Source organism: Bradyrhizobium arachidis (assembly GCF_015291705.1).
Taxonomy (GTDB): Bacteria; Pseudomonadota; Alphaproteobacteria; order Rhizobiales; family Xanthobacteraceae; genus Bradyrhizobium; species Bradyrhizobium arachidis.
The window spans coordinates 5,671,476-5,696,181 of the sequence record NZ_CP030050.1 but is presented as its reverse complement, the minus strand read 5'-3'; the positions used below and the strand labels follow the sequence as shown (position 1 = coordinate 5,696,181).

Sequence of the window (24,706 nt, the reverse complement as noted above, 5' to 3'; positions counted from 1 at the left end):
AAAACCGCTGCGCACTTTTCCGGATCATGCTTTAGGGCAGGGCGGAGGCCTCACGGAAACAGCCTTCGGCGGGCGAAAACCGCCCCCGAATGGCCCTTATTTCCTTGCTTCTGGCCGAAATGGCGCTATATAGCGCGCCATCTCACACGGAAACATGGCTCACAAGGCCGTCCGGTGGCAACCGGGGCGAGAACGCTCCGTTTTGCTCACACGTTTCCGGAGGAACCAACCGGAGAATTAGAACGATGGCACTCCCCGATTTCACTATGCGTCAGCTGCTCGAAGCTGGCGTGCACTTTGGTCACCAGTCTCACCGCTGGAATCCGAAAATGGCTCCCTTCATTTTCGGCACCCGCAACAACATTCACATCGTCGATCTTGCCCAGACCGTGCCGATGCTGCACCAGGCCCTCCAGGCCGTCAGCGACACGGTTGCCAAGGGCGGCCGCATCCTGTTCGTCGGCACCAAGCGCCAGGCGCAGGACGGCGTTGCCGATGCGGCCAAGCGCTGCGCGCAGTATTTCGTCAATTCGCGCTGGCTCGGCGGCACGCTGACCAACTGGAAGACGATCTCGGCCTCGATCAAGCGTCTGCGTCATCTCGACGACGTGCTCTCGGGCGGTGAAGCCAATTCCTACACGAAGAAGGAGCGCCTGACGCTTCAGCGCGAGCGCGACAAGCTCGATCGCTCGCTCGGCGGCATCAAGGACATGGGCGGTCTGCCCGACCTGATCTTCGTGATCGACACCAACAAGGAAGACATCGCGATCCAGGAGGCCCAGCGCCTCAACATCCCGGTCGCCGCGATCGTCGACACCAATTCGGATCCGAAGGGCATCACCTATGTGGTGCCGGGCAATGACGACGCCGGCCGCGCCATTTCGCTGTACTGCGACCTGATCGCGCGTGCGGCGATCGACGGCATCTCGCGCGCCCAGGGCGATTCGGGCATCGACATCGGCGCCTCCGCCCGTCCGCTCGCCGAAGAGCTGCCGGCCCCGTCCTCGAGCGGCTTCCAGGGCCTTGCCGGTCCGCGCGGCACGGCCGACGACCTCAAGAAGCTCCCGGGCGTGTCGGGTGCGATCGAGAAGAAGTTCAACGACCTCGGCATCTTCCATTACTGGCAGCTCGCCGAGCTCGACCACGACACCGCGCACACGATCGGCGAAGAAGTCGGTCTGCCGAGCCGCGCGGATGCCTGGGTGGCCAAGGCCAAGGCGCTGACCGCGGAAGCGGAATAATCAGAGCGATCGGTTGGCCGGATCGGATCCGGCCACCATTTCATTCAGTTGACGCGAATTCCTGAGATGGACCGCGGCGGGGCAATTGGAGCCACGCCGCGGCAAACCGGCAGGCAAGAAGGATTTTCAACGATGGCAACGATCACTGCTGCGATGGTCAAGGATCTGCGCGAGTCCACCGGCGCGGGCATGATGGACTGCAAGGCCGCGCTGACCGAGAACGACGGCAACATGGAAGCGGCGCAGGATTGGCTGCGCAAGAAGGGCCTGTCGAAGGCCGCCAAGAAGTCCGGCCGCGTCGCCGCCGAGGGTCTGATCGGCGCGCTCACCAAGGGCACCAAGGGCGTTGTGGTCGAGGTCAACTCCGAGACCGACTTCGTGGCTCGCAACGGCCAGTTCCAGGGCCTGGTCAAGATGATCGCCCAGGTTGCCTTCGACGCCGGCGCCGATGTCGAGAAGATCAAGGCCGCCAAGGTCGGCGACGTCACCATCGAAGCCGCGATCAATGACGCGATCGCCACCATCGGCGAGAACATGACGCTGCGCCGTGCCGCTGCGCTTGAAGTCAGCCAGGGCGTGGTGTCGCACTACGTCCACGGTGCCGTCATCGACGGCGCCGGCAAGATGGGCGTGATCGTGGCGCTGGAATCGCCCGGCAAGGCCGACGAGCTCGCAGCGCTCGGCCGCCAGATCGCGATGCATGTCGCCGCCGCCAACCCGCTGGCGCTCGATCCGTCCGGCCTCGATCCGGCGGTCGTCAAGCGCGAGAAGGACGTGCTCGCCGACAAGTACCGCCAGCAGGGCAAGCCGGAGAACGTGATCGAGAAGATCGTCGAGTCCGGCCTCAAGACCTACTACAAGGAAGTCTGCCTGCTCGAGCAGGCCTTCATCCACGACACCGGCAAGTCGGTGGCGCAGGCGGTGAAAGAAGCCGAAGGCAAGGTCGGCGGCGCTGTGAAGATCGCCGGCTTTGTGCGCTATGCTCTCGGTGAGGGAATCGAGAAGCAGGAAAGCGACTTCGCGGCCGAGGTCGCGGCGGCCAGCGGCAAGAAGTAAGCGCCGGAACGTTCCTTCCGGCGTGCCGCCGGAAGCGGCGCCCGGACAAGGAAAGTGCTCATGACTGATCCGGTCTATCGTCGCGTCGTGATCAAGCTGTCCGGCGAATATCTCGCGGGGCAGCAAGGCTTTGGCATCGATCAGCCGACCATGGACCGGGTTGCGGACGATCTGATCGCCGCCCGCCATCTCGGCACCGAGGTCGCGGTCGTGATCGGCGGCGGCAATATCTTTCGCGGCGTCGAGGTATCCTCCCGCGGCGTGTCGCGCCCGACCGGCGACACCATGGGTATGCTGGCCACCATGATGAACTGCCTCGCGCTCGAAGCCACGATCGAGCGCAAGGGCGCGCCGGCGCGGGCTCTCTCGGCGTTCGTCATGCCCGAGGTTTCCGAGCTGTTCACCCGTGCGGCGGCGCACAAATATCTCGCCGAGGGCCGGATCCTGCTGCTTGGCGGCGGAACCGGCAATCCGTTCTTCACCACCGACACGACAGCAGTGCTGCGCGCCGCCGAGATCGGCGCCCAGGCGGTGCTGAAGGCGACCAATGTCGACGGCGTCTACTCGGCCGACCCCAAGAAGGATCCGTCGGCCACGCGTTTCGAGCGGCTGACGCATTCCCAGGCGATCGAGGGCGGCTACAAGGTGATGGATGCGACCGCCTTCGCGCTTGCCCGCGAGACGTCGCTGCCTATCATCGTGTTCTCGATCGCGGAGCCGGGGTCGATCGGTGCGATTCTGCGCGGCGCCGGCCACGGAACCATCGTCGCCGGCTGAGGCTCATCTCGCGCGCCCCGAGGAAGGGCGCGGAGAGGTCGCCGGGATTTTGAAGGAGAAACGTGATGTCCACGGGTAATTTCGACCTCAACGAAGTGAAGCGCCGTATGCAGGGCGCCGTCCAGTCGCTCAAGCACGAGCTCGGCGGTCTGCGCACCGGCCGCGCCTCCGCCTCGATGCTCGATCCGGTGCAGGTCGACGCCTATGGCAGCCACATGCCGCTCAACCAGCTCGCCACCGTCAGCGTGCCGGAGCCGCGCCTGATCTCGGTGCAGGTCTGGGACAAGTCGATGGTCAAGGCGGTAGAGAAGGCGATCGTCGATTCCAATCTCGGCCTGTCGCCGGCGACCGAAGGCCAGGTGCTGCGCCTGCGCATCCCCGAGCTCAACGAGGAGCGCCGCAAGGAGCTGGTCAAGGTCGCGCACAAATACGCCGAAGCCGCCAAGGTCGCCGCGCGCCATGTCCGCCGGGACGGTCTCGACGTTCTCAAGAAGCTCGAGAAGAATCACGAGATGTCGGAGGACGATCAGAAGCGTCACGCCGACGAGGTGCAGAAGGCGACCGACGGCACCATCACCGAGATCGACCAGCTGCTGGCCGCCAAGGAAAAAGAAATCCTGACTGTTTAAGGCTGCCTCCATGTCCAACGCCGCCGCGCCCGCAACGGAAGGACCCGACCGGTCCGACGCGCCTGCGCATGTCGCCATCATCATGGATGGCAACGGGCGTTGGGCGGCCGCGCGCGGCCTGCCGCGTGCGGAAGGGCATCGCCGCGGCGTCGAGGCGTTGCGCCGCGTGGTGCGGGCCTCGCATGAGCTCGGCATCCGCTATCTCACCATCTTCTCGTTCTCGTCGGAGAACTGGTCGCGACCGGCGAGCGAGATCGGCGATCTGTTCGGCCTGCTGCGGCGCTTCATCCGCAACGATCTGGCGAGCCTGCATCGCGATGGCGTCAAGGTGCGCATCATCGGCGAGCGGGAAGGGCTCGAGAGCGACATCTGTGCGCTTCTGAACGAGGCCGAGGAGCTGACGCGCGACAACACGCGCCTGACGCTCGTCGTCGCCTTCAACTACGGCTCGCGGCAGGAGATCGCGAAGGCGGCGCAGAAGCTTGCGCGCGAGGTCGCGGAAGGCAAGCGCGATCCCAGCACGATCGACGCCGAGACGCTGGGCGCGCATCTCGATGCGCCCGACATTCCCGATCCCGATCTCATCATCCGCACCAGCGGCGAGCAGCGCCTGTCCAACTTCCTGATGTGGCAGGCCGCCTATAGCGAGCTGGTGTTCGTGCCGATCCACTGGCCCGATTTCGACAAGGCGGCGCTGGAAGGCGCGATCGCCGAATTCGCCAGGCGCGAGCGCCGTTTCGGCGGTCTGGTCGCGAAAACCGCCTCGTGAGCGAACCCGACGCCGCATCGGCGGGCGAAAAGCCTGCCCCGAGCAATCTCGTGATGCGGGTCCTCGCAGCGCTGGTGCTGGCACCGCTCGCCATTGCGCTGGCCTATGCCGGCGGCTGGCTGTGGGCGCTGCTCGTCACCCTGGTGTCGATCGGACTGTTCGCGGAATGGCTGATGGTGGTGGGTGCGGGCTCGACCGCGCTGACCGGGGCAGGGACGATCGCCATCGCCATGATGGGCTTGTGCGTGGCCGCCGGCGCGCTCAAGACCGCAATCATCGTTGGCTGCATCGGCGGCGTGATCGTGATGCTGATCGCGCGCGGCAAGTTCGTGTGGGCGGCGACCGGCTTTGCCTACGCAGCGGCGGCGCTGCTGGCCTCGATCCTGGTGCGGAAGGATCTCGCCAACGGCTTCTCGGCGCTGATGTTCGTGCTGCTGGTGGTGTGGGCGACAGATATCGGCGGCTATTTCGCGGGGCGCAGCATCGGCGGGCCGAAGCTGTGGCCGCGCGTCAGCCCGAAGAAGACCTGGTCCGGCGCGCTCGGCGGCTTCATGGCGAGCCTTGCGGTGGCGGGCGGGTTTGCGGCCTGTGGGATCGGCAAAGCTATTCCGCTGCTGCTCGTCAGCGCCATCCTGTCGGTGGTATCGCAGGCCGGCGATCTGTTCGAATCCGCGGTGAAGCGGCGCTTCGGCGTCAAGGATTCCAGTCACTTAATTCCCGGCCATGGCGGCCTTATGGACCGCCTGGACGGCTTTGTTGCCGCTATCCTGATGGCATGGATTATCGGCTTTGTTCGCCATGGTGCGCATAGCGCCGGAAGCGGTCTTATGGTTTGGTGAGGATATGAGCGCAGTCCCATTGCGTAACAACAGGCTTGCTGCGTCCGACGTCCGCAGCGTCACGGTTCTCGGCGCCACCGGCTCGATCGGCGACAGCACGATGGATTTGCTGCGCGCCTCGCCCGAGCGCTACCGCGTCGAGGCCCTGACCGCGAACGGCAATGTCGCGGCGCTGGCCAAGCTCGCGAAGGAATTCTCCGCGCGCTACGTCGCGATCGCCGACACCTCCAAGCTCGCCGAGCTCAAGGCCGCGCTCGCCGGCACCAGCACCGAATGCGGCGCCGGCGAAAGCGCCGTGATCGAGGCCGGTGCGCGTCCGGCCGATTGGGTCATGGCCGCGGTCAGCGGCGCCGCCGGATTGAAGCCGGCTCTGGCCGCGGTCGATCGCGGCGCCCATGTCGCGCTCGCCAACAAGGAATGTCTGGTTTGCGCCGGCGACTTCTTCATGCAGCGCGCGGCGAAAGCGGGCGCCTGCATCCTGCCGGCCGATTCCGAGCACAACGCGCTGTTTCAGGCCTTGGCATCGGGCAATCGTGACGAGCTGGTCCGCGTCATCATCACGGCGTCGGGCGGCCCGTTCCGCACCTGGAAGGCGGCCGACATCGAGCAGGCGACGCTCGAGCAGGCCCTGAAGCATCCGAACTGGAGCATGGGCCAGAAGATCACGATCGACTCGGCCTCGATGATGAACAAGGGCCTCGAGGTGATCGAGGCGTCCTATCTGTTCGCGCTCTCGCCCGACGAGATCGATGTTCTCGTGCATCCGCAGTCGATCATTCACGGCATGGTCGAATTCTCCGACCGCTCGGTGATGGCCCAGCTCGGCGCGCCCGACATGCGCACACCGATCGCGCACTGCCTCGGCTGGCCCGACCGGATCAAGGGACCCGCGGCGAAGCTGGACCTCGCCAAGATTGGCCAGCTGACCTTCGAGGCGCCGGACTTCGAGCGCTTCCCCGGATTACGGCTGGCCTTCGATTCGCTCCGGACCGGGAAGGGGGCGACCACCGTCTACAACGCCGCCAACGAGGTCGCGGTCGCCGCTTTCATCGCCGGCAAGATCCGGTTCGGCGCGATTGCGCGGCTGGTGGAGGCGACGCTCGATGACTGGATCCGCGGCGGCAACCAGGCGCCGATGACCTCCGCGGATGATGCAATCTCTGTTGACCATGTTGCTCGAAATAGAGCTGCCGCCCTATTGCCTCAAATTGCCTTAAAGGCATCCTAGATGGCTTCGGGCCAGGGCCTTTGCGGCGCTGGATAAGAGGAATCGATGATCGACTTTTTCGTCCATAGTTTCAATGCCTTGAGCCATGGGCTTCTCGGTTACGTGGTTCCCTTCCTGTTCGTCCTGACCATCGTCGTGTTCTTTCACGAGCTCGGCCATTTCCTGGTCGCGCGCTGGGCAGGCGTTCGCGTGTTGACCTTCTCGCTCGGTTTCGGACCTGAGCTGGTCGGTTTCAACGATCGCCACGGCACCCGCTGGAAGATCTCGGCGATCCCGCTCGGCGGCTACGTCAAGTTTTTCGGCGATGAGAGCGAGGCCTCGACCCCGTCGGCCGAGACGCTCGCGGCCATGACCGAGGAGGAGCGCGCCGGCAGCTTCCACCACAAGAAGGTCGGCCCGCGCGCCGCCATCGTCGCGGCCGGCCCGATCGCCAATTTCATCCTGGGCGCGCTGATCTTCGCCGGCATGGCGCTGTATTACGGCAAGCCGAGCACGATCGCGCGCGTCGACGGCGTCGTTGCGGAAGGTGCGGCGGCCGCGGCCGGCTTCAAGATCGGCGACGTTGTCGTCCAGATCGACGGCAAGCCGATCGAGAGCTTCGCCGACATGCAGCGAATCGTTGCGATGAACGCTGGTTCTGCGCTTGCGTTCCAGGTGAAGCGGGACGGCGCCATCGTGTCGCTGACCGCCACCCCCGCACTGCTCGAGCGCAAGGATCCCTTCGGCAATAGTCACCGCGTCGGCGTGCTCGGCGTCGAGCACAAGTCACAGGCCGGCGAGGCCTCGACCGCCCCGGTCGGTGTCGGCGAAGCGCTCAAGATCGGCGTCGAGCAGGTCTGGTTCATCATCACCAGCACCTTCAAGTTCCTGGGCTCGCTGTTCGTCGGGCAGGGCAATCCCAACGAGGTCAGCGGCGTCCTGGGAATCGCGAAGATGTCGGGGCAGGCGGCCAGCGCCGGGTTCCAGTTCGTGATCAACCTCTGCGCGGTGCTGTCGGTGTCGATCGGTCTGCTGAATCTGTTCCCGATTCCGCTGCTCGATGGCGGTCACCTTATGTTCTATGCGGCCGAAGTGGTGCGCGGCAGGCCCTTGTCCGAGCGGACTCAGGAGATGGGGTTCCGAATCGGCCTCGGTTTGGTGCTGATGCTGATGGTGTTTGCGACCTACAACGACATCCTTCGGATGGCGGCTTCCTGATAGGGGCTTTTTTGTGGCGCGACTGATGGCGTTGCTGTTCAGCAACGTCTTGGAATGAAATTGAAATCGCGGCGCGCTCGGCCGTTTGCGGCGTCGGTGAAATTGGCTACAAGCGGCCTGAACTTGGGGAATCTCCCAGACCGGCGTTGGGGTTGGGTCTGGTACGGAATGATAAGGGCGCGTTGCGCATGAAGTTTGGACTGCGACTCCGGGGGGGCTTGCTCGCAACCCTAATCATGTTCGGCGCGCCGGTGGTTGCCCCGGTCGGGGCTGTTTTCGTGTCTTCGTCTGCGCTCGCTCAGACCGTTCAGTCGATTTCCGTCGAAGGGAATCGCCGTGTCGAGGTGGAGACGATCCGCTCCTATTTCAAGCCGGGTCCGGGCGGTCGCCTGGATCAGGGCGCCATCGACGACGGCCTCAAGGCTCTGATCGAGACCGGCCTGTTCCAGGACGTCAGGATCAACCGCGGCGCCGGTGGCCAGATCATCGTTTCCGTTGTGGAAAACCCGGTGATCGGCCGCATCGCCTTCGAGGGCAACAAGAAGATCAAGGACGAGCAGCTCACCGCCGAGGTTCAGTCCAAGGCGCGCGGCACCTTCTCCCGCGCCATGGTGCAGTCCGATACGCTGCGAATCGCCGAGATCTATCGCCGGTCCGGCCGCTACGACGTGCGCGTCACGCCTGAAATCATCGAGCAGCCGAACAACCGCGTCGACCTGATCTTCACGATCGACGAGGGCGCCAAGACCGGCGTCAAGTCGATCGAGTTCGTCGGCAATAACGCGTTCTCGTCCTATCGCCTCCGCGACGTCATCAAGACCCGCGAATCGAATCTGCTGAGCTTCCTCGCCAGCGGCGACATCTACGATCCCGATCGCGTCGAAGCCGACCGCGACCTGATTCGCCGCTTCTATCTCAAGAACGGCTTTGCCGACGTGCAGGTCGTGGCCGCGCTCACCGAATACGATCCGGAGAAGAAGGGCTTCAACGTCACCTTCAAGATCGAGGAAGGCTCGCAATATCGCGTCGGCGCGGTCGATTTCCGCTCCAGCATTCCGAACTTCGATCCCACCTCGATGCGCGCCTATTCGCGCGTCAATGTCGGCTCGCTCTACAACGTCGAATCGGTCGAGAAATCGGTCGAGGAAATGCAGATCGAGGCCTCGCGCCGCGGCTACGCCTTCGCCGTGGTCCGTCCCGGCGGCGACCGCAATTTCGAGGCGCACACCGTCTCCGTCGTGTTCAACATCGACGAGGGCCCGCGCACCTACATCGAGCGCATCAATCTGCGCGGCAACACCCGTACGCGCGACTATGTCATCCGCCGCGAGTTCGACATCTCCGAGGGCGATGCCTACAACCGCGCCCTGGTCGACCGCGCCGAGCGGCGCCTGAAGAACCTCGACTACTTCAAGAGCGTGAAGATCACGACGGAGCCCGGCTCGTCGAGCGACCGCGTCATCCTGATCGTCGACATGGAAGAGAAATCGACCGGCGACTTCTCGATCTCGGGCGGCTACTCCACCACCGACGGCGCGCTGGCCGAAGTCTCGATCTCCGAGCGCAACCTGCTCGGCCGCGGCCTGTTCGCCAAGGCGTCGGTGACCTATGGCCAGTATGCCCGCGGCTACTCGCTGTCGTTCGTCGAGCCGTATCTGCTCGACTACCGCGTCGCGCTCGGCCTCGACCTCTATCAGCGCCAGCAGCTGTCCAACAGCTACATCTCCTACGGCACCAAGACGCTCGGCTTCTCGCCGCGCCTCGGCTTCTCCTTGCGTGAAGATCTCGCGCTCCAGCTGCGCTACTCGATCTACCAGCAGGAAATCTCGCTGCCGGGCTACCTTGCGAACTGTAACAACATCCAGTTCCTGCCGGATGGGACGCCGAATCCGGCCTTCAACCCGAGCCCGGCCTTCTCCAACGCAACTGGTATCCCCCTTGCCGCTTCGACCAACGGCCTCGGCTGCTACAGCGACGGCGAAGCCTCGCTGCCGGTCCGCAAGGAGCTTGCTGGTGGCAAGACCCTGACGTCGGCGCTCGGCTACTCGCTGACCTACAACACGCTGGACAACAACAAGAACCCGACCGACGGTCTGCTCATCGACTTCCGTCAGGACTTCGCCGGCGTCGGCGGCGACGTCTCCTACCTGAAGTCCGTGATCGATGCGAAGTACTACGCTCCGCTGGTGTCCGACGTCGTCGGCCTCGTGCACGTGCAGAGCGGCATGCTGAACAAGATCGGCAACAACGATCTGCGCATGCTCGATCACTTCCAGATGGGCCCGAACCTCGTCCGCGGCTTCGCCCCGAACGGCATCGGTCCGCGCGACATCAATCCGTTCGACACGCAGGACGCGCTCGGCGGCACCAAGTACTGGGGCGCTTCGCTCGAATTGCAGATGCCGTTCTGGTTCCTGCCGAAGGAAGTGGGTCTGAAGGGTGCGGTCTATGCCGATGCCGGCGGTCTGTATGACTACAAGGGACCGACGACGTGGAGCGTGACCGGCGAAACGACCACGCCAGCCAACTCGAACTGCATCCCCTCGACCACCAATCCGGTGAGCGCGGGAACCTGTACCGGCCTGATCTATGACGACAGCAAGGTGATCCGCTCGTCGGTCGGTGTCGGTCTGATCTGGCAGTCGCCGTTCGGTCCGCTGCGCTTCGACTACGCCGTGCCGCTCAGCAAGGGCAAGTACGACCGTACCCAGGAGTTCCGGTTCGGCGGCGGTACCACGTTCTAATTCGATCAGCAGGGCATGATCCGGCCCCCTGGGATTTCCCTTGGGGCCGGTCGCCAAAAAGATCGTGCTCAATCCATGAGATGAGGCATGATGCGGCCTGGCCGCTTCATGCCGAAGCCGGACCGCGACGGGGTGGAATGGCGCAGCCGACCTTCTTCACAAAACCGCCTGCTACAGCACTGGCCGATGTCGCCACGCTGACCAAGGCGCAGCTTGTCGACCCCGGCAGGGGCGGCCAGATCATCACAGGCCTCGCTTCGCTAGACGAAGCCGGCCCGATGCATCTGGCGTTCTTCGACAACCTCAAATATGCCGACCAGCTCAAGGCGACCAAGGCCGGCGCCTGCCTCGTCAGCCCGCGTTTCGAGGCCCAGGTGCCCGCGCATGTGGCCGTGCTGCGGGCGGCGCAGCCGTTCCGCGCCTTCGTCAAGATCGCCCGGGAATGGCACAGCGAGGCGCTACGGCCGCAATCCTGGACCGGCAATGCCGGAATCGCGCCCTCCGCCATCATCGACCCCACGGCGCGGCTTGAGGACGGCGTGATCGTCGATCCCCTGGCCGTGATCGGCCCCGACGTGGAAATCGGCAGCGGCACGCTGGTCGGCGTCGGCGCCGTGATCGGCCCGGGCGTCAAGATCGGCCGGGACTGCAATGTCGGCGCCCGCACCGCCATCCAGTGCGCCCTGATCGGCAACAACGTGCTGATCCACCCGGGCTGCTCGATCGGCCAGGACGGCTACGGCTTCATCTTCTTCGGCCCGGAAGGCCATCTGAAGGTGCCGCAGACCGGTCGGGTGCTGATCCAGAACGACGTCGAGGTCGGTGCAAATACCACGATCGACCGCGGCTCCTTGCGGGACACCGTGATCGGCGAGGGGACCAAAATCGACAATCAGGTCCAGATCGGCCACAATGTGACGATTGGCCGGCACTGCCTGCTGGCAGCCCAGATCGGGCTGGCCGGCAGCCTGACCATCGGCGACAACGTGGCGCTGGGAGCGAAGGTTGGCATCAACAACCACCTCAAGATCGGCGACGGGGCGCAGGTAACAGCCATGAGCGCCGTCAAGGACGACATCCCACCGGGCGGGCGTTGGGGCGGGCATTTCGCCAAGCCGACCAAACAGTGGTTCAAGGAGATCATCGCGGTGGAGCGCCTGGTACGCGACAGCAAGGCCGATCCGAAAGACGAGGGACGGGAATGACGGAGGAATCACCTGTTAAGTTCGAGCTGGTGGACATCAACGCGATCCTCCAGACGCTGCCGCACCGTTTTCCGATGCTGCTGATCGACCGCGTCATCAACATCCGCGCCGATTACAGCGGCATCGGCATCAAGAACGTCACGTTCAACGAGCCGGCCTTCCAGGGGCACTTCCCCGAGCGCCCGGTCTATCCCGGCGTCATGATGATCGAGGCGATGGCGCAGACCGCGGGCGTGATCGGCATCAAGTCGGTGGAAGGCACCGAGAAGCCGCGCGCGGTCTATTTCCTCACCATCGACAAGTGCAAATTCCGCAAGCCGGTGTTGCCTGGCGACACCATCGAATATCACATGCGCTCGCTCGGCCGCCGCAAGACGATGTGGTGGTTTCACGGCGACGCCAAGGTCAACGACCAGGTCGTTGCGGAAGCCGACGTCGGCGCCATGCTGACGGATTGAGGGCGCTTCCGGCGCGCTTCTTCATGCGGAGGATGAAGTCGTTCACGTGCCGAGGCGGCTGCTTCGACCGGCCGGTGAAACGCGCCGATATGATACGTCACTGGACAGATCGGGTCTGGTCGCGCTAACCACCGGAAAAACGAACGACTTCAACACATAAGCAGACCTTCTTGATGAGTAAGATTGCTTGATGAGCAAGATTGATCCCACCGCTCGCGTGGCGGACGGCGCCGTGGTCGGCCCGGGCACCGAGATCGGGCCCTATTGCATCATCGGCCCGCATGCCGTGATCGGCGCGAATTGCAAGCTGATCGGGCAGGTCACGGTCATCGGCCATACCTCGGTCGGCGACAATTGCGTGATCTCGCCGTCCGCGGTACTCGGCGGCGCGCCGCAGGACCTCAGCTACAAGGGCGAGCCGACCACGCTCGAGATCGGCTCCGGCAACACCATCCGCGAAGGCGCGACGATGAACGTCGGCACCGTCAAGGGCGGGGGGAAGACGCGCGTCGGCAACGACGGCTACTTCATGAACAACAGCCATGTCGGCCATGACTGCATCGTCGGCAACAACGCGATCTTCGCGACGTCGGCGACGCTCGGCGGGCACTGCGAGATCGGCGACGCCGTCTATATCGGCGGCCTCTCGGCGGTGCATCAGTTCACGCGCATCGGCTCCTATGTGATGGTCGGCGGCCTCTCGGGCGTGCGCGACGACATCATCCCGTACGGATTGGCCAACGGGCAGTATGCGGTGCTGGAGAGCCTCAACCTGATCGGCATGAAGCGGCGCAAATTCACCAAGCAGCGGCTTGCCGCCGTGCGTGCGTTCTACCAAAAGCTTTTCTACGGCCCCGGCACCTTCGCCGCGCGGCTGGAGGCGGCGCGACCGCTCGCGAGCGAAGATCCGGCCATTGCCGAAATCCTCGACTTCATCGGCAAGGGCAAGCGCCCGCTCTGTCTTCCCGCCATCGCAAAGTGATCCTGACATGGCCGCGGGCATGACATCGGCGGCTTCGGAGTTTTCATCGCCGGTCGGAATTGTCGCCGGCGGCGGCGCGATGCCGTTCGCGGTCGCCGACTCGCTCGCCGCGCGCGGCATCACGCCGGTGCTGTTCCCGCTGCGCGGGGCCTGCGATCCAGCGCGGGTGGAGAAATTCCGCCATCGCTGGATCTCGGTCGGCCAGCTCGGCCGCGCCATGCGGCTGTTCCGCGAGGAAGGCTGCCGCGACCTGATCTTCATCGGCACCTTGGTGCGGCCCTCGCTCTCCGAGATCAGGTTCGACATCAAGACGCTGCGTCTGCTCGGCAACGTCATCCGCGCCTTCCGCGGCGGCGACGATCATCTGTTGTCCGGCGTCGGCCGCATCCTCGAGCAGGATGGCTTTCGCATGATCGGCATCAAGGATGTCGCGCCCGATCTGCTGATGCCCGAGGGCTGCATCACCCGCGCCTGGCCGGCCGACAATGCCAAGGCAGACATCGAGCGCGGCCGCGCGGTGCTGACCGCGCTCGGCCCGTTCGACATCGGTCAGGCTGCGGTGGTGATCGACGGCCATGTGGTGGCGGTCGAGGACATCGAGGGCACCGACGCGCTGCTGGCGCGCGTCGCACGCCTGCGCGAGGAGGGGCGGATCCGCGCCGCCACGGGCCGCGGCGTGCTGGTGAAGGCGCCGAAGAGCGGCCAGGATCTGCGCTTCGACCTGCCGACGATCGGCCCGCGCACCATCGAAGGTGTCGCCAAGGCCGGCCTTGCCGGCATCGCCGTCATCGCCGGCAACACCATCGCCGCCGAGCCGCAGGCGATGATCGCGCTCGCCGACGCAAAGTATCTCTTCATCATCGGGCTGACAGCGTGATGCAGGGCCGCGATCCCAAGCGCAGGATCTTCCTGATCGCGACGGAGGAATCCGGCGACAGGCTCGGCAGCGCCCTGATGAAGGTGCTGCGCCAGCGCCTCGGCGATGGCGTGCAGTTCGAAGGCGTCGGCGGCCGCACCATGGCGCGCGAGGGGCTGGAGTCGCTGTTTCCGATCGAGGAGCTGTCGATCGTGGGCTTCGCCGCAGTGGTGCAGCAACTGCCGAAAATCCTGCGGCTGATCCGCCAGACCGTGGACGCCGTGGTGGAGGCCGCGCCGGACGCGCTCGTCATCATCGACAGCCCGGATTTCACCCATCGCGTCGCCCGCCGCGTGCGCGCGAAGAATCCCGCGATCCCGGTGGTCGATTACGTCTCGCCGCAGCTCTGGGCGTGGCGGCCGGGACGGGCGCGGACCATGCTCGGCTATGTCGACCATGTGCTCGGCCTGCTGCCGTTCGAGCCGGAGGAATACCGCAAGCTCGGCGGGCCGCCCTGCAGCTATGTCGGCCATCCCCTGATCGAGCAATTGGCCTCGCTGCGCCCGAATGCCGACGAGCAGCGCCGCCGCGATGCCGACCCGCCAGTGCTGCTGGTGCTGCCCGGCAGCCGCCGCAGCGAGATCCGGCATCATCTCGAGGTGTTTGGCGCAACCCTCGGACGGCTTCAGGCGGAAGGGCGTGCGTTCGAATTGATGCTGCCGACCATGCCGCATCTCGAAGCCACCGTGCGCGAGGGCACCGCGAACTGGCCGGTCAAGCCGCGGATCGTGGTCGGCGAGAACGAGAAGCGCGCAGTCTTCCGTCTGGCGCGTGCGGCGCTGGCAAAGTCGGGAACGGTGACGCTCGAACTCGCGCTGTCGGGCATTCCGATGGTCACGGCGTACCGCGTCGGCGCGATGGAAGCCTTCATCCTGCGCCGCGCGATCCGCGTCTCCTCGGTGATCCTCGCCAACCTCGTGATCGGCAAGGACGTCATTCCGGAGTTCTTGCAGGAGGATTGCACGCCCGAGAAGCTCGCGCCGGCGCTCGCCGACGCACTGACGGACTCGCCGCTGCGCCGGGAGCAGGTCGAAGCCTTTGCGCAGCTTGATCAGGTTATGTCGACCGGCAACAGATCGCCGAGCGTGCTCGCCGCGGACATCGTGCTGGCGACGATGCGGAAGGGCCGGCGCTAAGACGACGGTCTTGTAGGGTGGGCAAAGCGAAAGCGTGCCCACCTTTTTTCTCTTAGCTGCGGAAAGGTGGTGGGCACGCTGCGCTTTGCCCACCCTACGATACCGCGCATGTTGCGCTAGCGTGGCCGGATCATGCCTAACCCAGGCCACCATCGACCCGGAAGCACTGGCTGGTGATCCGCTGGCTCTCGTCGGATGCGAGAAACAGCGCCATGCTCGCGATGTCCTCCGGCGTCACCGCGTCAGGGACCGCCTGTCGGGTGCGGCGAATCTCGGCGATGGCTTGCTCGTCCGGATACCACAGCCGGCGCTGGCGCTCGGTGATCACCATGCCCGGTGCGATCGCGTTGACGCGGATGCGGTCGGGGCCGACGGACCGCGCCAGCGAATTGGTGAAGCCGACGATCGCCGCCTTCGCCCCGGCATAGACCGGCAGTTGCGGCGCGCCGCGCATCCACGCCACCGATGACATGTTGATGATCGAGCCGCCGCCGCGCGCCTGCATCTGCGGCACCACGGCCTGTGCGGCAAAGAAGACGTGCTTGAGGTTGACCCCGATCGTCCAGTCGAACTCGGCCGGCGTCACCTCGGCCAGCGCCTGACGCTGGTCGTTGGCGGCGTTGTTGACGAGGACCGCGGTGTCGCCGAGTACCTGTTGAACCTGCACGATTGCAGCGCGCAAGGCGTCGATATCGAGGAGGTCGCAGGGCACGAAGAGAGGGGCGCTGTCGGATGCGGCGGTCACTTCTCGTACCAACGCCTTGCCCGCATCCTGATCGATGTCAAGGAAGGCAACACGGGCTTTCTGGGCGGCGAAGGCGCGCACGAAGGCCGCGCCGATGCCGCTGGCGCCGCCGGTGATCAGCACCACGCGGCCGGCAAGGCTGGAATAGGTGACTTCAGTCATGCGATCAGTCGCTCCGTCTCTGGGTCGAACAGGCAAATGCGGCGGGTGTCGAGCGCGAAGGACGCGGTCGCACCCGGCGCGGGGCGGATATCCGGTGAGATGCGCGCCTGCGCCGGCTCACCGCCAAGCCGCAGCAGGACGATGGTCTCGGCGCCGGTCGGCTCGACCATCTCAACTGGCGCATCGACAAGGACGGGGGCTTCTGCGGAAAAGACGCGGCCGGCCTCGGCGATGCATTCCGGCCTGATCCCGACGACGACGTCGCGGCCGACATAGGACGCTGCTCCGTCGTGTCCCCGCAGGCGCAGACGAACTTCGTCCGGTCGTCCAGGGCCGATCACGGCCACCGGCCCGCTGCTATCTGCCTCGAGCCGGGCCGGCATGGTGTTCATCGGCGGCGAGCCCATGAAGCGGGCGACGAACAGATTGGCGGGATAGCGGTACACGGTATCGGGGTCGGCGAATTGCTGCACGCTGCCCTGATGCATCACGGCGATCCGTGTCGCCATCGTCATCGCCTCGATCTGGTCGTGGGTGACATAGATGATGGTGGCGCCGATGCGCTGGTGCAGCCGCTTGATCTCCATCCGCATCTCGACGCGCAGTTTTGCATCGAGGTTGGAGAGCGGCTCGTCGAACAAAAAGAGCAGGGGATCGCGCACCAGCGCGCGGCCCATCGCCACGCGCTGGCGCTGGCCGCCTGAGAGCTGCGACGGCTTGCGGCCGAGCAGCGGCTCGATCTGCAGCAGTTTTGCGACATTCGCGACCGCCTTCTCCTGCTCCGCCTTCGGGACGTGGCGGCATTCCATGCCAAAGGTGATGTTCTGGCGCACCGTCATCGACGGGTAGAGCGCGTAGGACTGGAACACCATGGCGATGTCGCGGTCTTTTGGCGGGACGTCATTGACGACACGTCCGCCGATTTCCACCGTGCCTGCGCTGGCGCGATCGAGCCCGGCGACGATGTTGAGCAGCGTGGACTTGCCGCAGCCGGACGGCCCGACCAGCACGGTGAACTCGCCGCTCTCGATGTCGAGGTTGATGCCCTTCAGCACCTCCAGATTGGCGTAGCGCTTCGACAGGGCGCGAATGCTCAGTGCTGTCATGACAGATCCATCATTTCACTGCGCCTGCGGTGAGGCCGCGCACGAAGTACTTGCCGCCGATCAGATAGATCAGCAGCGTCGGCAGGGCGGCGATCATGACCGCGGCGCTTTGTACGCCATGCTGCGGGATATCGGCGACCGCGGCGGAGAGCGCGATCAGCGCTGCTGTGACCGGCTGCTGCTGACCGGTCGTGAATGTCACGCCATAGAGGAACTCGTTCCAGATATGCGTGAACTGCCAGATCACGGTGACGACTAGGATCGGCGGCGAGAGCGGCAGGATGATGCGCCAGAAAATGCGAAAGAACCCTGCGCCATCGATGCGCGCGGCTCTGATCAACTCCGGGGGGATGGCCACGTAGTAGTTTCGGCAGAACAGGGTGGTGAAGGAAAGCCCCTGGATCGTGTGGATCACGACCAAGCCGGTGAGCGTGTTCATCAGGCCGGTGTCGCGCAGCACGATGGTCCAGGGCAGCAAGCGCATCTGCTGCGGCAGGAAGATGCCGAGCGTGACGATGCCGTAGATCCAGCTGTCGCCGCGAAAGCGCCAGAGCGTGACCGCGTAACCGGCGACCGCGCCAAGCAGGGTGGAGAAGATCGTCGCGGGAATGGTCACGATCGCGGAGTTCAGCATGTACGGCCGGATGCCGGCACAGGTCTCGGCGACGCAGAAGCCGCTCCAGGCGGCGGCGTAGTTGCTCCATGCCAGGTGCTGCGGCCAGCCGATCATCGAGCCCTGCGCGATCTCCTCGTTGCTGCGGAGCGAATTCAGCACGACAACGGCTAATGGCGCGAGCCATGCGACGGCGATCAGCGAAACGACGAGATAGATCAGGATCCGGCTTGGGGCGAAGGTCCGCTCACGCATGGATCGCCCGCCGCCGCTGGATATAGCGCCACGCTGCATAGGGCAGCAGCACCGCAAGAAGGATGAGCAGCATGAGCACCGCCGCGGCCGCGCCCCGGCCGAGCAGGCTGCGCTGGAACATCAGATCATAGACGACGAGCGCCGGCAGTTGGGTCGCGATCCCAGGCCCGCCATTGGTGAGCGCGCGGACGAGGTCGAAGGTCGATATCGCGAACTGTAGCTGGATGACTATGACGGTGACGGTGATCGGCCAAAGCGTCGGCAGGATGACGCGCCGGTACATCCTGATAGGTCCGGCGCCGTCGATCTGCGCGGCCTTGATCAGGTCGGCATCGACGGAGCGGAGGCCGGCGAGGAAGAGCGCCATGGCAAAGCCGGAGGATTGCCAGATCGCCGCGATGACGATGGTCCAGATCGCCATGTCGCGGTCGATCAGCCAGTCGAACCGGAAGGAGGTCCAGCCGAGGTCGTGGACCAGCTTCTGGATTCCCAGGCCGGGATTGAGCAGCCAGCTCCAGACCGTGCCGGTGACCACGAACGACACCGCCAGGGGATAGAGGAAGATGGAGCGCAGCACGTTCTCGCCGCGGATGCGCTGATCGAGCAGGATGGCAAGGACGAGGCCAGTCGCCAGACTCAGCAACACGAAGGCGCTGCCAAACAGCAGCAGATTGTCGAGGGCGATCTGCCAGTTCCGTGAGGCCGCGACCGCGGAATAGTTGCGCAAACCCACCCAGCCCGTAACAGGAACCAGCGTGGATGGTGTGAACGATATCCAGATCGTCCACAGCGAGAACGCGATGAGGTGCGCTGCGGACAGCAGCAGCGGCACCCAGATCGTGAGAATTTCGGGCAGCCGGCGGACCATGTCAGACGCCGCCGGCCGGCCCGGTCTTGTCGAGACGGCGATGGTCAACGGGCACTCTCGACGGCTTCGGCGAGGCGCGTGGCTGCTTGCTCCGGCTTGATCGTCTTGTTCTTCACGAACTCCGTGATCACGTCGATCATCGCTGCCGTCATGCCGTTTTCCTGCGCCATGTTGTGCGCAAGACTGAGGACGGCCTGATTGCTGGCGATCGCGTCCTTCAGAGCTGCGGCGGTCCGCCGTTGACCGTCCGACCAGCCTTCACCGGAGAGATCGACATCGGTGCGCACTGGGATCGATCCCGTGATCTGCGAGTACATCGTCTGGATCGCCGGATCCATGACGAGCTGGGCCATCAGCGTCTGCCCGGCTTGCAGGTCTGCCTCCTTGCGCTGCCAGAAGATGAAGGCATCGGCATTCAGCAGAAAGACCGGCTTGCCATTGTCGCTCGGGCCCGGGGCGATCATGAAGTCCTCGAACTTGAAGCCGGCGTTGCGCAACACGCCCTGCGCCCAGCCGCCCATGATCATCATGCCCATGTCGCCGTCGACGAAGCGCTTCAGATTGGTCGAGAAATGCTGGGCACCGACGTTCGGGTCCATCCAATCGGCGATCTTACGGACCTGCACGAACGCAGCCTTGATCTCGGGGGCCTTCAGGGCCTTCTCGTCGAGATTCATGATGGCCGTACGATAGACGGCCGGACTGATGCCCGCCAAAGCGGCCTCGAACTTCTGCCCATCATCGGGTCGGGTGCCGCCGTTGGCGACGGGATATGCGACGCCGCCCGCTTTCATCTTCTCGGCGAGATCATTGAACTCGGCCCAGGTGACGGGGATCTTGTCGGCCTTGGCCTTATCCATCGCGCGCTTGGAGAGGAACAGCATGTTGGTGCTGTAGATCTGCAGCGGCAGTGCGATCCACTTGCCGGCCGGCTTGTGCAGTTTTGCAAGGTCCGGCGCGACGACCTTCTCATAGCCGGCGGCCGCGACAAGTGCGTCTAGATCGACGGTCGGAGCAATCTTCGACCAGGCCGCAATCTCGGGGCCCTTGAGCTGCGAGCAGGCCGGCGGATCGCCGGCGATGATCTGGGCGCGCAGCTTGTTCATCATCTCGGTGGTGAAGCCGGGGACGGGCGAGTGCTGCCAGACGCCGCCTTTCTCCTCGAACTTCTTCCCGAGCGCGGTGATGGCAGCGCCGTCGCTGCCTGCCGACCATTGCGAGATTGCGGTGAGGCGCGGCTTGACGGCGCCTTGGGCGCGGGCAAAGGCCGGCAGCGCAAGCATGGCAGCAGATCCAGCGAGCAGACGACGCCTTGTTGTTGTGATCGGCATGGCAAGTTCCTCCCGGGTGTGAACTTTCTTGTTGAGTGCCTGAGGCTGCGCGTCAGGACATGTCAGGCGGCCTCCGTCGAGGCCGCGGGCATTCCGCCGCGGCTGGCGAGGCAGAAGGCGGCAAAGGCGAGGGCAGCCTGCGGATCGTTGCCGTTCGAGGGCGGCACGAAGGCAAGCGACACCTGCGCCAGCTTCCGCCCGCCCAGCAGGCAGGCGTCGATCCCGTCGACCACGGCTTTGCGATCCTCTTCAGAGAGAGCCGATGGCCATCCGCTGACGACGACGCCGCGGCATGGCTTGACGTTCAACGTGTTGCCGATGGCAAGGCCCAGCCTGAACAACCGCTGCCGCAATTCCTGGCGCACCCGCGATGTCAGGGGGATCGTGGTCACCCATTCACTGCCGAGCCGGAGCAACTCCGCTTCGTTGGTGCGCAGAAGCTCGGCCAGCGCCGGCAGGGACGTATAGGCTTCGACGCAGCCGTGATGGCCGCAGCGGCAGCGCGGTCCGTCGGCGCCGAACACCATGTGGCCGAGCTCGACCGGCTGGAGCGTATCCTCCTCGATCGGATCGTCCATCCACGTCGCCGCGACGCCCTGGCCGACAAAGACGAACAGATGCGCATCGCTGAACGGATAGCTCTCCGTGCGGCATCGATGGAAGGTGGCGTGCGCCACCACCGAATTGGTGAAGGCGACCGGAACGTCCGCGAACAGCTCGCCGAACATGTTGCCGATCCGCCCGACGTCGCAGGGAATGATCGGGTTGCCGAACTCGCTCAGGCGGCCGAGGCCGGGAATGGTGATGCCGATCTGCGCCAGCGTGATGCGGCGGCGACGCGTCCAGTCGCGCAGCAAGGTCAGCGCTTCGCGGAACACGTTGCCGACGCTCTCGACCGTCACTGTTTTCGGCAGCGGCACGCGCTCGGTGTAATGCAGATCGCCCGACAAGCCGCCGACGCCGATACCGAGCCACTGGCCGGTCAGCTCGAGGGCCGCAAGCGCCACGGTGCGATCGAGCGACACGAGGCCCGTCGGGCCGCCGACATAGGGGGCGGGGCGCCTGACCTCCTCGATCAAGCCCTCGGCTTTCAGGTCGAGCAGGATGCGCGACAGGCTCGCTTCCGACAGGCGCACGGCCTTGGCCAGCGGCGGCCGGAACGAGCCGCCCGACTGAAGCAGATGAGTCAAAATGGCAGCGCGCGTCTGCCGCCGACTTCTCGGCTGCTCCGGCATTTCCATCCCTGTCGTCATTCTTACTTAGAGTAAGAATTTGCGCGCGGAGTGTTTCGACTGTCAAGCGCTGGGTGGCGCGATGGGCGGACTTGTTGTTGTGCGTGGCAGCAACGGGCGCGGATTCGGCCGGTCTCGTAAGGTGGGCAAAGCGAAGCGTGCCCACGGTTTCGTTCCCATCACGGAGAGGTGGTGGGCACGCTGCGCTTTGCCCACCCTACAAGGACGCAAACAAAAACGGCGCCATCCTGCGATGGCGCCGTTTCGAAAGCCGTTTCGGCTAGGACTTACTTGCGATCCTTGATCGCGACGTAGTCGCGGCGGGTGACGCCGGTGTAGAGCTGGCGCGGACGGCCGATCTTCTGCTGCGGGTCCTCGATCATCTCGCTCCACTGGCTGATCCAGCCGACGGTGCGGGCGACCGCGAACAGCACGGTGAACATCGAGACCGGGAAGCCCATCGCCTTCAGCGTGATGCCCGAATAGAAGTCGACGTTCGGGTACAGCTTGCGGTCGATGAAGTACTGGTCGCTGAGCGCGATCTTCTCGAGCTCCATCGCCACCTTCAGCATCGGATCGTCGCCATGGCCGGTCTCCTTGAGAACGGCGTGACACATCTTCTGCATGATCTTGGCGCGCGGATCGTAGTTCTTGTAGACGCGGTGACCGAAGCCCATCAGGCGGACTTCGCTGTTCTTGTCCTTCACCTTGGCGATGAACTCGGGGATCTTGTCCACGGTGCCGATCTCGGCGAGCATCGCGAGCGCGGCTTCGTTGGCGCCGCCATGCGCGGGGCCCCACAGGCAGGCGATGCCGGCGGCGATGCAGGCGAACGGGTTGGCGCCCGACGAGCCGGCGATGCGCACGGTCGAGGTCGAGGCGTTCTGCTCGTGGTCGGCGTGCAGGATGAAGATCTTGTCCAGCGCGTCAGCGAGCACCGGGTTGATCTTGTACTCCTCGCACGGCACGGCGAAGCACATGTTGAGGAAGTTCTCGGCGAAGGAGAGCGAGTTCTTCGGATACACGAAGGGCTGGCCGACCGTGTACTTGTAGGCCATCGCGGCCAGGGTCGGGATCTTCGCGATCATGCGCATGGAGGCGATCATGCGCTGCTTTGGATCGTTGATGTCAGTCGAGTCGTGATAGAACGCGGCGAGCGCGCCGACGGAGGCGACCATCACGGCCATCGGATGGGCGTCGCGGCGGAAGCCCTGGAAGAAGCGGGCCATCTGCTCGTGCACCATCGTGTGATGGATCACGCGGTCGTCGAAATCCTTCTTCTGCGCGGCGGTCGGGAGATTCCCGTAGAGCAGCAGATAGCAGGTCTCGAGGAAGTCGCCGTTCTCGGCGAGCTGCTCGATCGGGTAGCCGCGGTATTCGAGGACGCCGGCGTCGCCGTCGATATAGGTGATCTTGGACTGGCAGCTCGCGGTCGAGGTGAAGCCCGGATCGTAGGTGAACAGGCCGGACTGGCCGTAGAGCTTGCCGATATCGATGACATCAGGCCCGACGCTGCCGCTGTGAATCGGAAGATCGTAGTTCTTGTTTCCGACCGTCAGCGTGGCGGTCTTGTTGCTTGGTTTTGCGTCCATCAGAGGTCCCCGATGTATGGTGAAACGGGCCGGACCCGGAAGGCCCCGATGACATGGTGGGGCAGGCCGGATATTCCAGAAGGTACGGGGGAGATGGGTATATTATTGCTGTGTGCGCTGCAAGATCATGGCAGCCATGGCCTACTTACGTCGTAGACTATTCCTTGGCCTGATCCTTAAGACGGCCAAGGCTCTCCTGGCGTCCCAGCACGTCCAAAACCTCAAATATACCAGGCGACGTGGTGCGGCCGGTCAGCGCCGCCCGCAAGGGCTGGGCGACCGCGCCGAGCTTGAGACTTTTTTCCTCGGCAAAGGTACGCAGTGCGGCTTCGGTGGTTGCGCCGCTCCAGGTGTCGACTTTCTCCAGCGCGGAATGAAGCTGGCCGATCAGCTTGCGGTTTTCCGGCGTGAGCAGGGCGGCCGCCTTGGGATCGAGCTCCAGAGGCCGGTCGGCGAAGATGAAATAGGCGCCGTCGATCAGCTCGATCAGCGTCTTGGCGCGCTCCTTGAGGGCCAGCATGGCCTTGAGCAGTTGCGCCCGCGTGGTGTCGTTCAACTTGGCCTTGATATCGTCGCGGGCCGGCACGACGTGGTCGAGCACGTCCTCGAACATCTTCACGAGCGATTGATCGTCGGCATTGCGGATGTAGTGGCCGTTGAGGTTTTCCAGCTTGGCGAAATCGAACCGGGCGGCGGCGCGGCCGACATTGGCGAGATCGAACGCGGCGATCATCTCCTCGGTCGAGAAGATTTCCTGGTCACCATGGCTCCAGCCGAGCCGGACGAGGTAGTTGCGCAGCGCGGCCGGGAGGTATCCCATGGCGCGGTAGGCATCGACGCCGAGCGCGCCGTGGCGCTTGGAGAGTTTTGAGCCGTCCGGGCCGTGGATCAGCGGGATGTGGGACATGCTCGGCAGCGCCCAGCCCATCGCATCATAGATCTGCTTCTGGCGGGCGGCGTTGATCAGATGGTCATCGCCGCGGATGACGTGGGTGACGCCCATGTCGTGGTCGTCCACCACCACCGCGAGCATGTAGGTCGGGTTGCCATCGCCGCGCAGCAGCACGAGATCGTCGAGATTCTCGTTCTGCCAGACCACGCGGCCCTGGACCTGATCCTCGATCACGGTCTCGCCGGTCTGCGGGGCGCGCAGTCGGATGGTCGGCTTGACGTCGGCAGGCGCGGTTGCCGGATCGCGGTCGCGCCACATGCCGTCATAGAGGCGGGTGCGGCCCTCCGCGCGCGCCTTCTCGCGCATTGCGGTCAGCTCCTCGGCGGTGGCGTAGCAGCGATAGGCCTTGCCGTCGGCGAGCAGCTGCTCGGCGACCTCGCGGTGGCGCGCGGCGCGGCTGAACTGGTAGATGACCTCGCCGTCCCAGCCGAGCTCGAGCCACCTCAAGCCGTCGAGGATGGCGCCGATCGCGGCTTCCGTGGAGCGCTCCCGGTCGGTGTCCTCGATCCGGAGCAGCATCTTGCCGCCGTGCTTCTTCGCATAGAGCCAGTTGAACAGCGCCGTGCGGGCACCCCCAATATGGAGGAAGCCGGTCGGGGAGGGAGCGAAGCGGGTGACGATTTGAGGTGTGGTCATTCGATAGTGAGCTGGGACGGTCAAGGTGTGGGGCGAC

The 24,706-nt window shown here is 65.0% G+C and carries 22 protein-coding genes; 14 read left to right on the top strand and 8 right to left on the bottom strand.

Translation table 11 applies throughout. The features are described from left to right. Positions 1–245: 245 nt before the first annotated feature. The 14 genes from WN72_RS26625 (at position 246) to lpxB (ending at position 15,177) form a co-directional block, all read left to right on the top strand. Positions 246–1,241: a 30S ribosomal protein S2 gene (locus tag WN72_RS26625; protein ID WP_027559432.1), complete on the top strand. Its 996-nt coding sequence runs from the start codon at positions 246–248 to the stop codon at positions 1,239–1,241. Between the two features lie 132 nt (positions 1,242–1,373). Beyond that, entirely contained in the window at positions 1,374–2,297 is a 924-nt protein-coding gene (gene tsf, locus WN72_RS26620) for a translation elongation factor Ts (protein WP_027559431.1), read from the top strand. 60 nt (positions 2,298–2,357) lie between these two features. After that, on the top strand, positions 2,358–3,074 hold the full coding sequence (gene pyrH, locus WN72_RS26615) for a UMP kinase (RefSeq protein ID WP_027559430.1): 717 nt from the start codon (positions 2,358–2,360) through the stop codon (positions 3,072–3,074). Positions 3,075–3,139: 65 nt separating this feature from the next. Then, positions 3,140–3,703, top strand: a complete 564-nt coding sequence (frr, locus tag WN72_RS26610) for a ribosome recycling factor (protein ID WP_027559429.1) — start codon at positions 3,140–3,142, stop codon at positions 3,701–3,703. A 10-nt stretch (positions 3,704–3,713) separates the two neighbouring features. Further along, the gene (locus WN72_RS26605; RefSeq protein WP_027559428.1) at positions 3,714–4,472 is read left to right on the top strand and encodes an isoprenyl transferase; all 759 of its coding nucleotides are present in this window, start codon (positions 3,714–3,716) and stop codon (positions 4,470–4,472) included. Beyond that, complete coding sequence (locus WN72_RS26600; protein ID WP_092214045.1) at positions 4,469–5,311, top strand: phosphatidate cytidylyltransferase; 843 nt, start codon at positions 4,469–4,471, stop codon at positions 5,309–5,311. The genes WN72_RS26605 and WN72_RS26600 overlap by 4 nt, the downstream gene beginning before the upstream one ends. A gap of 4 nt (positions 5,312–5,315) precedes the next feature. After that, positions 5,316–6,539, top strand: coding sequence for a 1-deoxy-D-xylulose-5-phosphate reductoisomerase (gene dxr, locus WN72_RS26595; RefSeq protein ID WP_027559426.1), 1,224 nt, complete (start codon positions 5,316–5,318; stop codon positions 6,537–6,539). Positions 6,540–6,584: 45 nt separating this feature from the next. Then, on the top strand, positions 6,585–7,736 hold the full coding sequence (gene rseP, locus WN72_RS26590; protein ID WP_027559425.1) for an RIP metalloprotease RseP: 1,152 nt from the start codon (positions 6,585–6,587) through the stop codon (positions 7,734–7,736). A 188-nt stretch (positions 7,737–7,924) separates the two neighbouring features. After that, the gene (bamA, locus tag WN72_RS26585) at positions 7,925–10,480 is read left to right on the top strand and encodes an outer membrane protein assembly factor BamA (RefSeq protein ID WP_027559424.1); all 2,556 of its coding nucleotides are present in this window, start codon (positions 7,925–7,927) and stop codon (positions 10,478–10,480) included. Positions 10,481–10,617: 137 nt separating this feature from the next. Further along, entirely contained in the window at positions 10,618–11,685 is a 1,068-nt protein-coding gene (lpxD, locus tag WN72_RS26580; protein WP_092214047.1) for a UDP-3-O-(3-hydroxymyristoyl)glucosamine N-acyltransferase, read from the top strand. Beyond that, positions 11,682–12,143: a 3-hydroxyacyl-ACP dehydratase FabZ gene (gene fabZ, locus WN72_RS26575; RefSeq protein WP_092214049.1), complete on the top strand. Its 462-nt coding sequence runs from the start codon at positions 11,682–11,684 to the stop codon at positions 12,141–12,143. Before lpxD ends, fabZ begins: the two co-directional genes overlap by 4 nt. 190 nt (positions 12,144–12,333) lie before the next feature. Beyond that, complete coding sequence (gene lpxA / locus WN72_RS26570) at positions 12,334–13,125, top strand: acyl-ACP--UDP-N-acetylglucosamine O-acyltransferase (RefSeq protein WP_092214050.1); 792 nt, start codon at positions 12,334–12,336, stop codon at positions 13,123–13,125. Positions 13,126–13,144: 19 nt separating this feature from the next. Beyond that, a complete protein-coding gene (locus WN72_RS26565; RefSeq protein ID WP_167380719.1) occupies positions 13,145–14,002 on the top strand; it encodes an LpxI family protein in 858 nt (285 codons plus the stop codon). Further along, a complete protein-coding gene (gene lpxB / locus WN72_RS26560; RefSeq protein ID WP_027559419.1) occupies positions 13,999–15,177 on the top strand; it encodes a lipid-A-disaccharide synthase in 1,179 nt (392 codons plus the stop codon). Before WN72_RS26565 ends, lpxB begins: the two co-directional genes overlap by 4 nt. Positions 15,178–15,313: 136 nt before the next feature. On the opposite strand, the gene WN72_RS26555 is transcribed toward lpxB, so the two are convergent. From WN72_RS26555 to gltX, 8 genes are all read right to left on the bottom strand, one after another. Further along, complete coding sequence (locus tag WN72_RS26555; RefSeq protein ID WP_027559418.1) at positions 15,314–16,084, bottom strand: SDR family NAD(P)-dependent oxidoreductase; 771 nt, start codon at positions 16,082–16,084, stop codon at positions 15,314–15,316. Beyond that, positions 16,081–17,190, bottom strand: coding sequence for an ABC transporter ATP-binding protein (locus WN72_RS26550; RefSeq protein ID WP_027559417.1), 1,110 nt, complete (start codon positions 17,188–17,190; stop codon positions 16,081–16,083). Before WN72_RS26550 ends, WN72_RS26555 begins: the two co-directional genes overlap by 4 nt. A 10-nt stretch (positions 17,191–17,200) precedes the next feature. Next, positions 17,201–18,058, bottom strand: a complete 858-nt coding sequence (locus WN72_RS26545) for a carbohydrate ABC transporter permease (RefSeq protein ID WP_167380696.1) — start codon at positions 18,056–18,058, stop codon at positions 17,201–17,203. Further along, complete coding sequence (locus tag WN72_RS26540; protein WP_167380697.1) at positions 18,051–18,974, bottom strand: carbohydrate ABC transporter permease; 924 nt, start codon at positions 18,972–18,974, stop codon at positions 18,051–18,053. Before WN72_RS26540 ends, WN72_RS26545 begins: the two co-directional genes overlap by 8 nt. Further along, entirely contained in the window at positions 18,971–20,257 is a 1,287-nt protein-coding gene (locus WN72_RS26535; protein ID WP_027559414.1) for an ABC transporter substrate-binding protein, read from the bottom strand. The genes WN72_RS26540 and WN72_RS26535 overlap by 4 nt, the downstream gene beginning before the upstream one ends. Before the next feature lie 62 nt (positions 20,258–20,319). Then, on the bottom strand, positions 20,320–21,498 hold the full coding sequence (locus WN72_RS26530) for an ROK family transcriptional regulator (protein WP_194483051.1): 1,179 nt from the start codon (positions 21,496–21,498) through the stop codon (positions 20,320–20,322). A 278-nt stretch (positions 21,499–21,776) separates the two neighbouring features. After that, the gene (gltA, locus tag WN72_RS26525) at positions 21,777–23,081 is read right to left on the bottom strand and encodes a citrate synthase (protein ID WP_027559412.1); all 1,305 of its coding nucleotides are present in this window, start codon (positions 23,079–23,081) and stop codon (positions 21,777–21,779) included. 157 nt (positions 23,082–23,238) lie between these two features. Continuing rightward, positions 23,239–24,669, bottom strand: a complete 1,431-nt coding sequence (gene gltX / locus WN72_RS26520) for a glutamate--tRNA ligase (protein WP_092214060.1) — start codon at positions 24,667–24,669, stop codon at positions 23,239–23,241. Between the last annotated feature and the right edge of the window lie 37 nt (positions 24,670–24,706).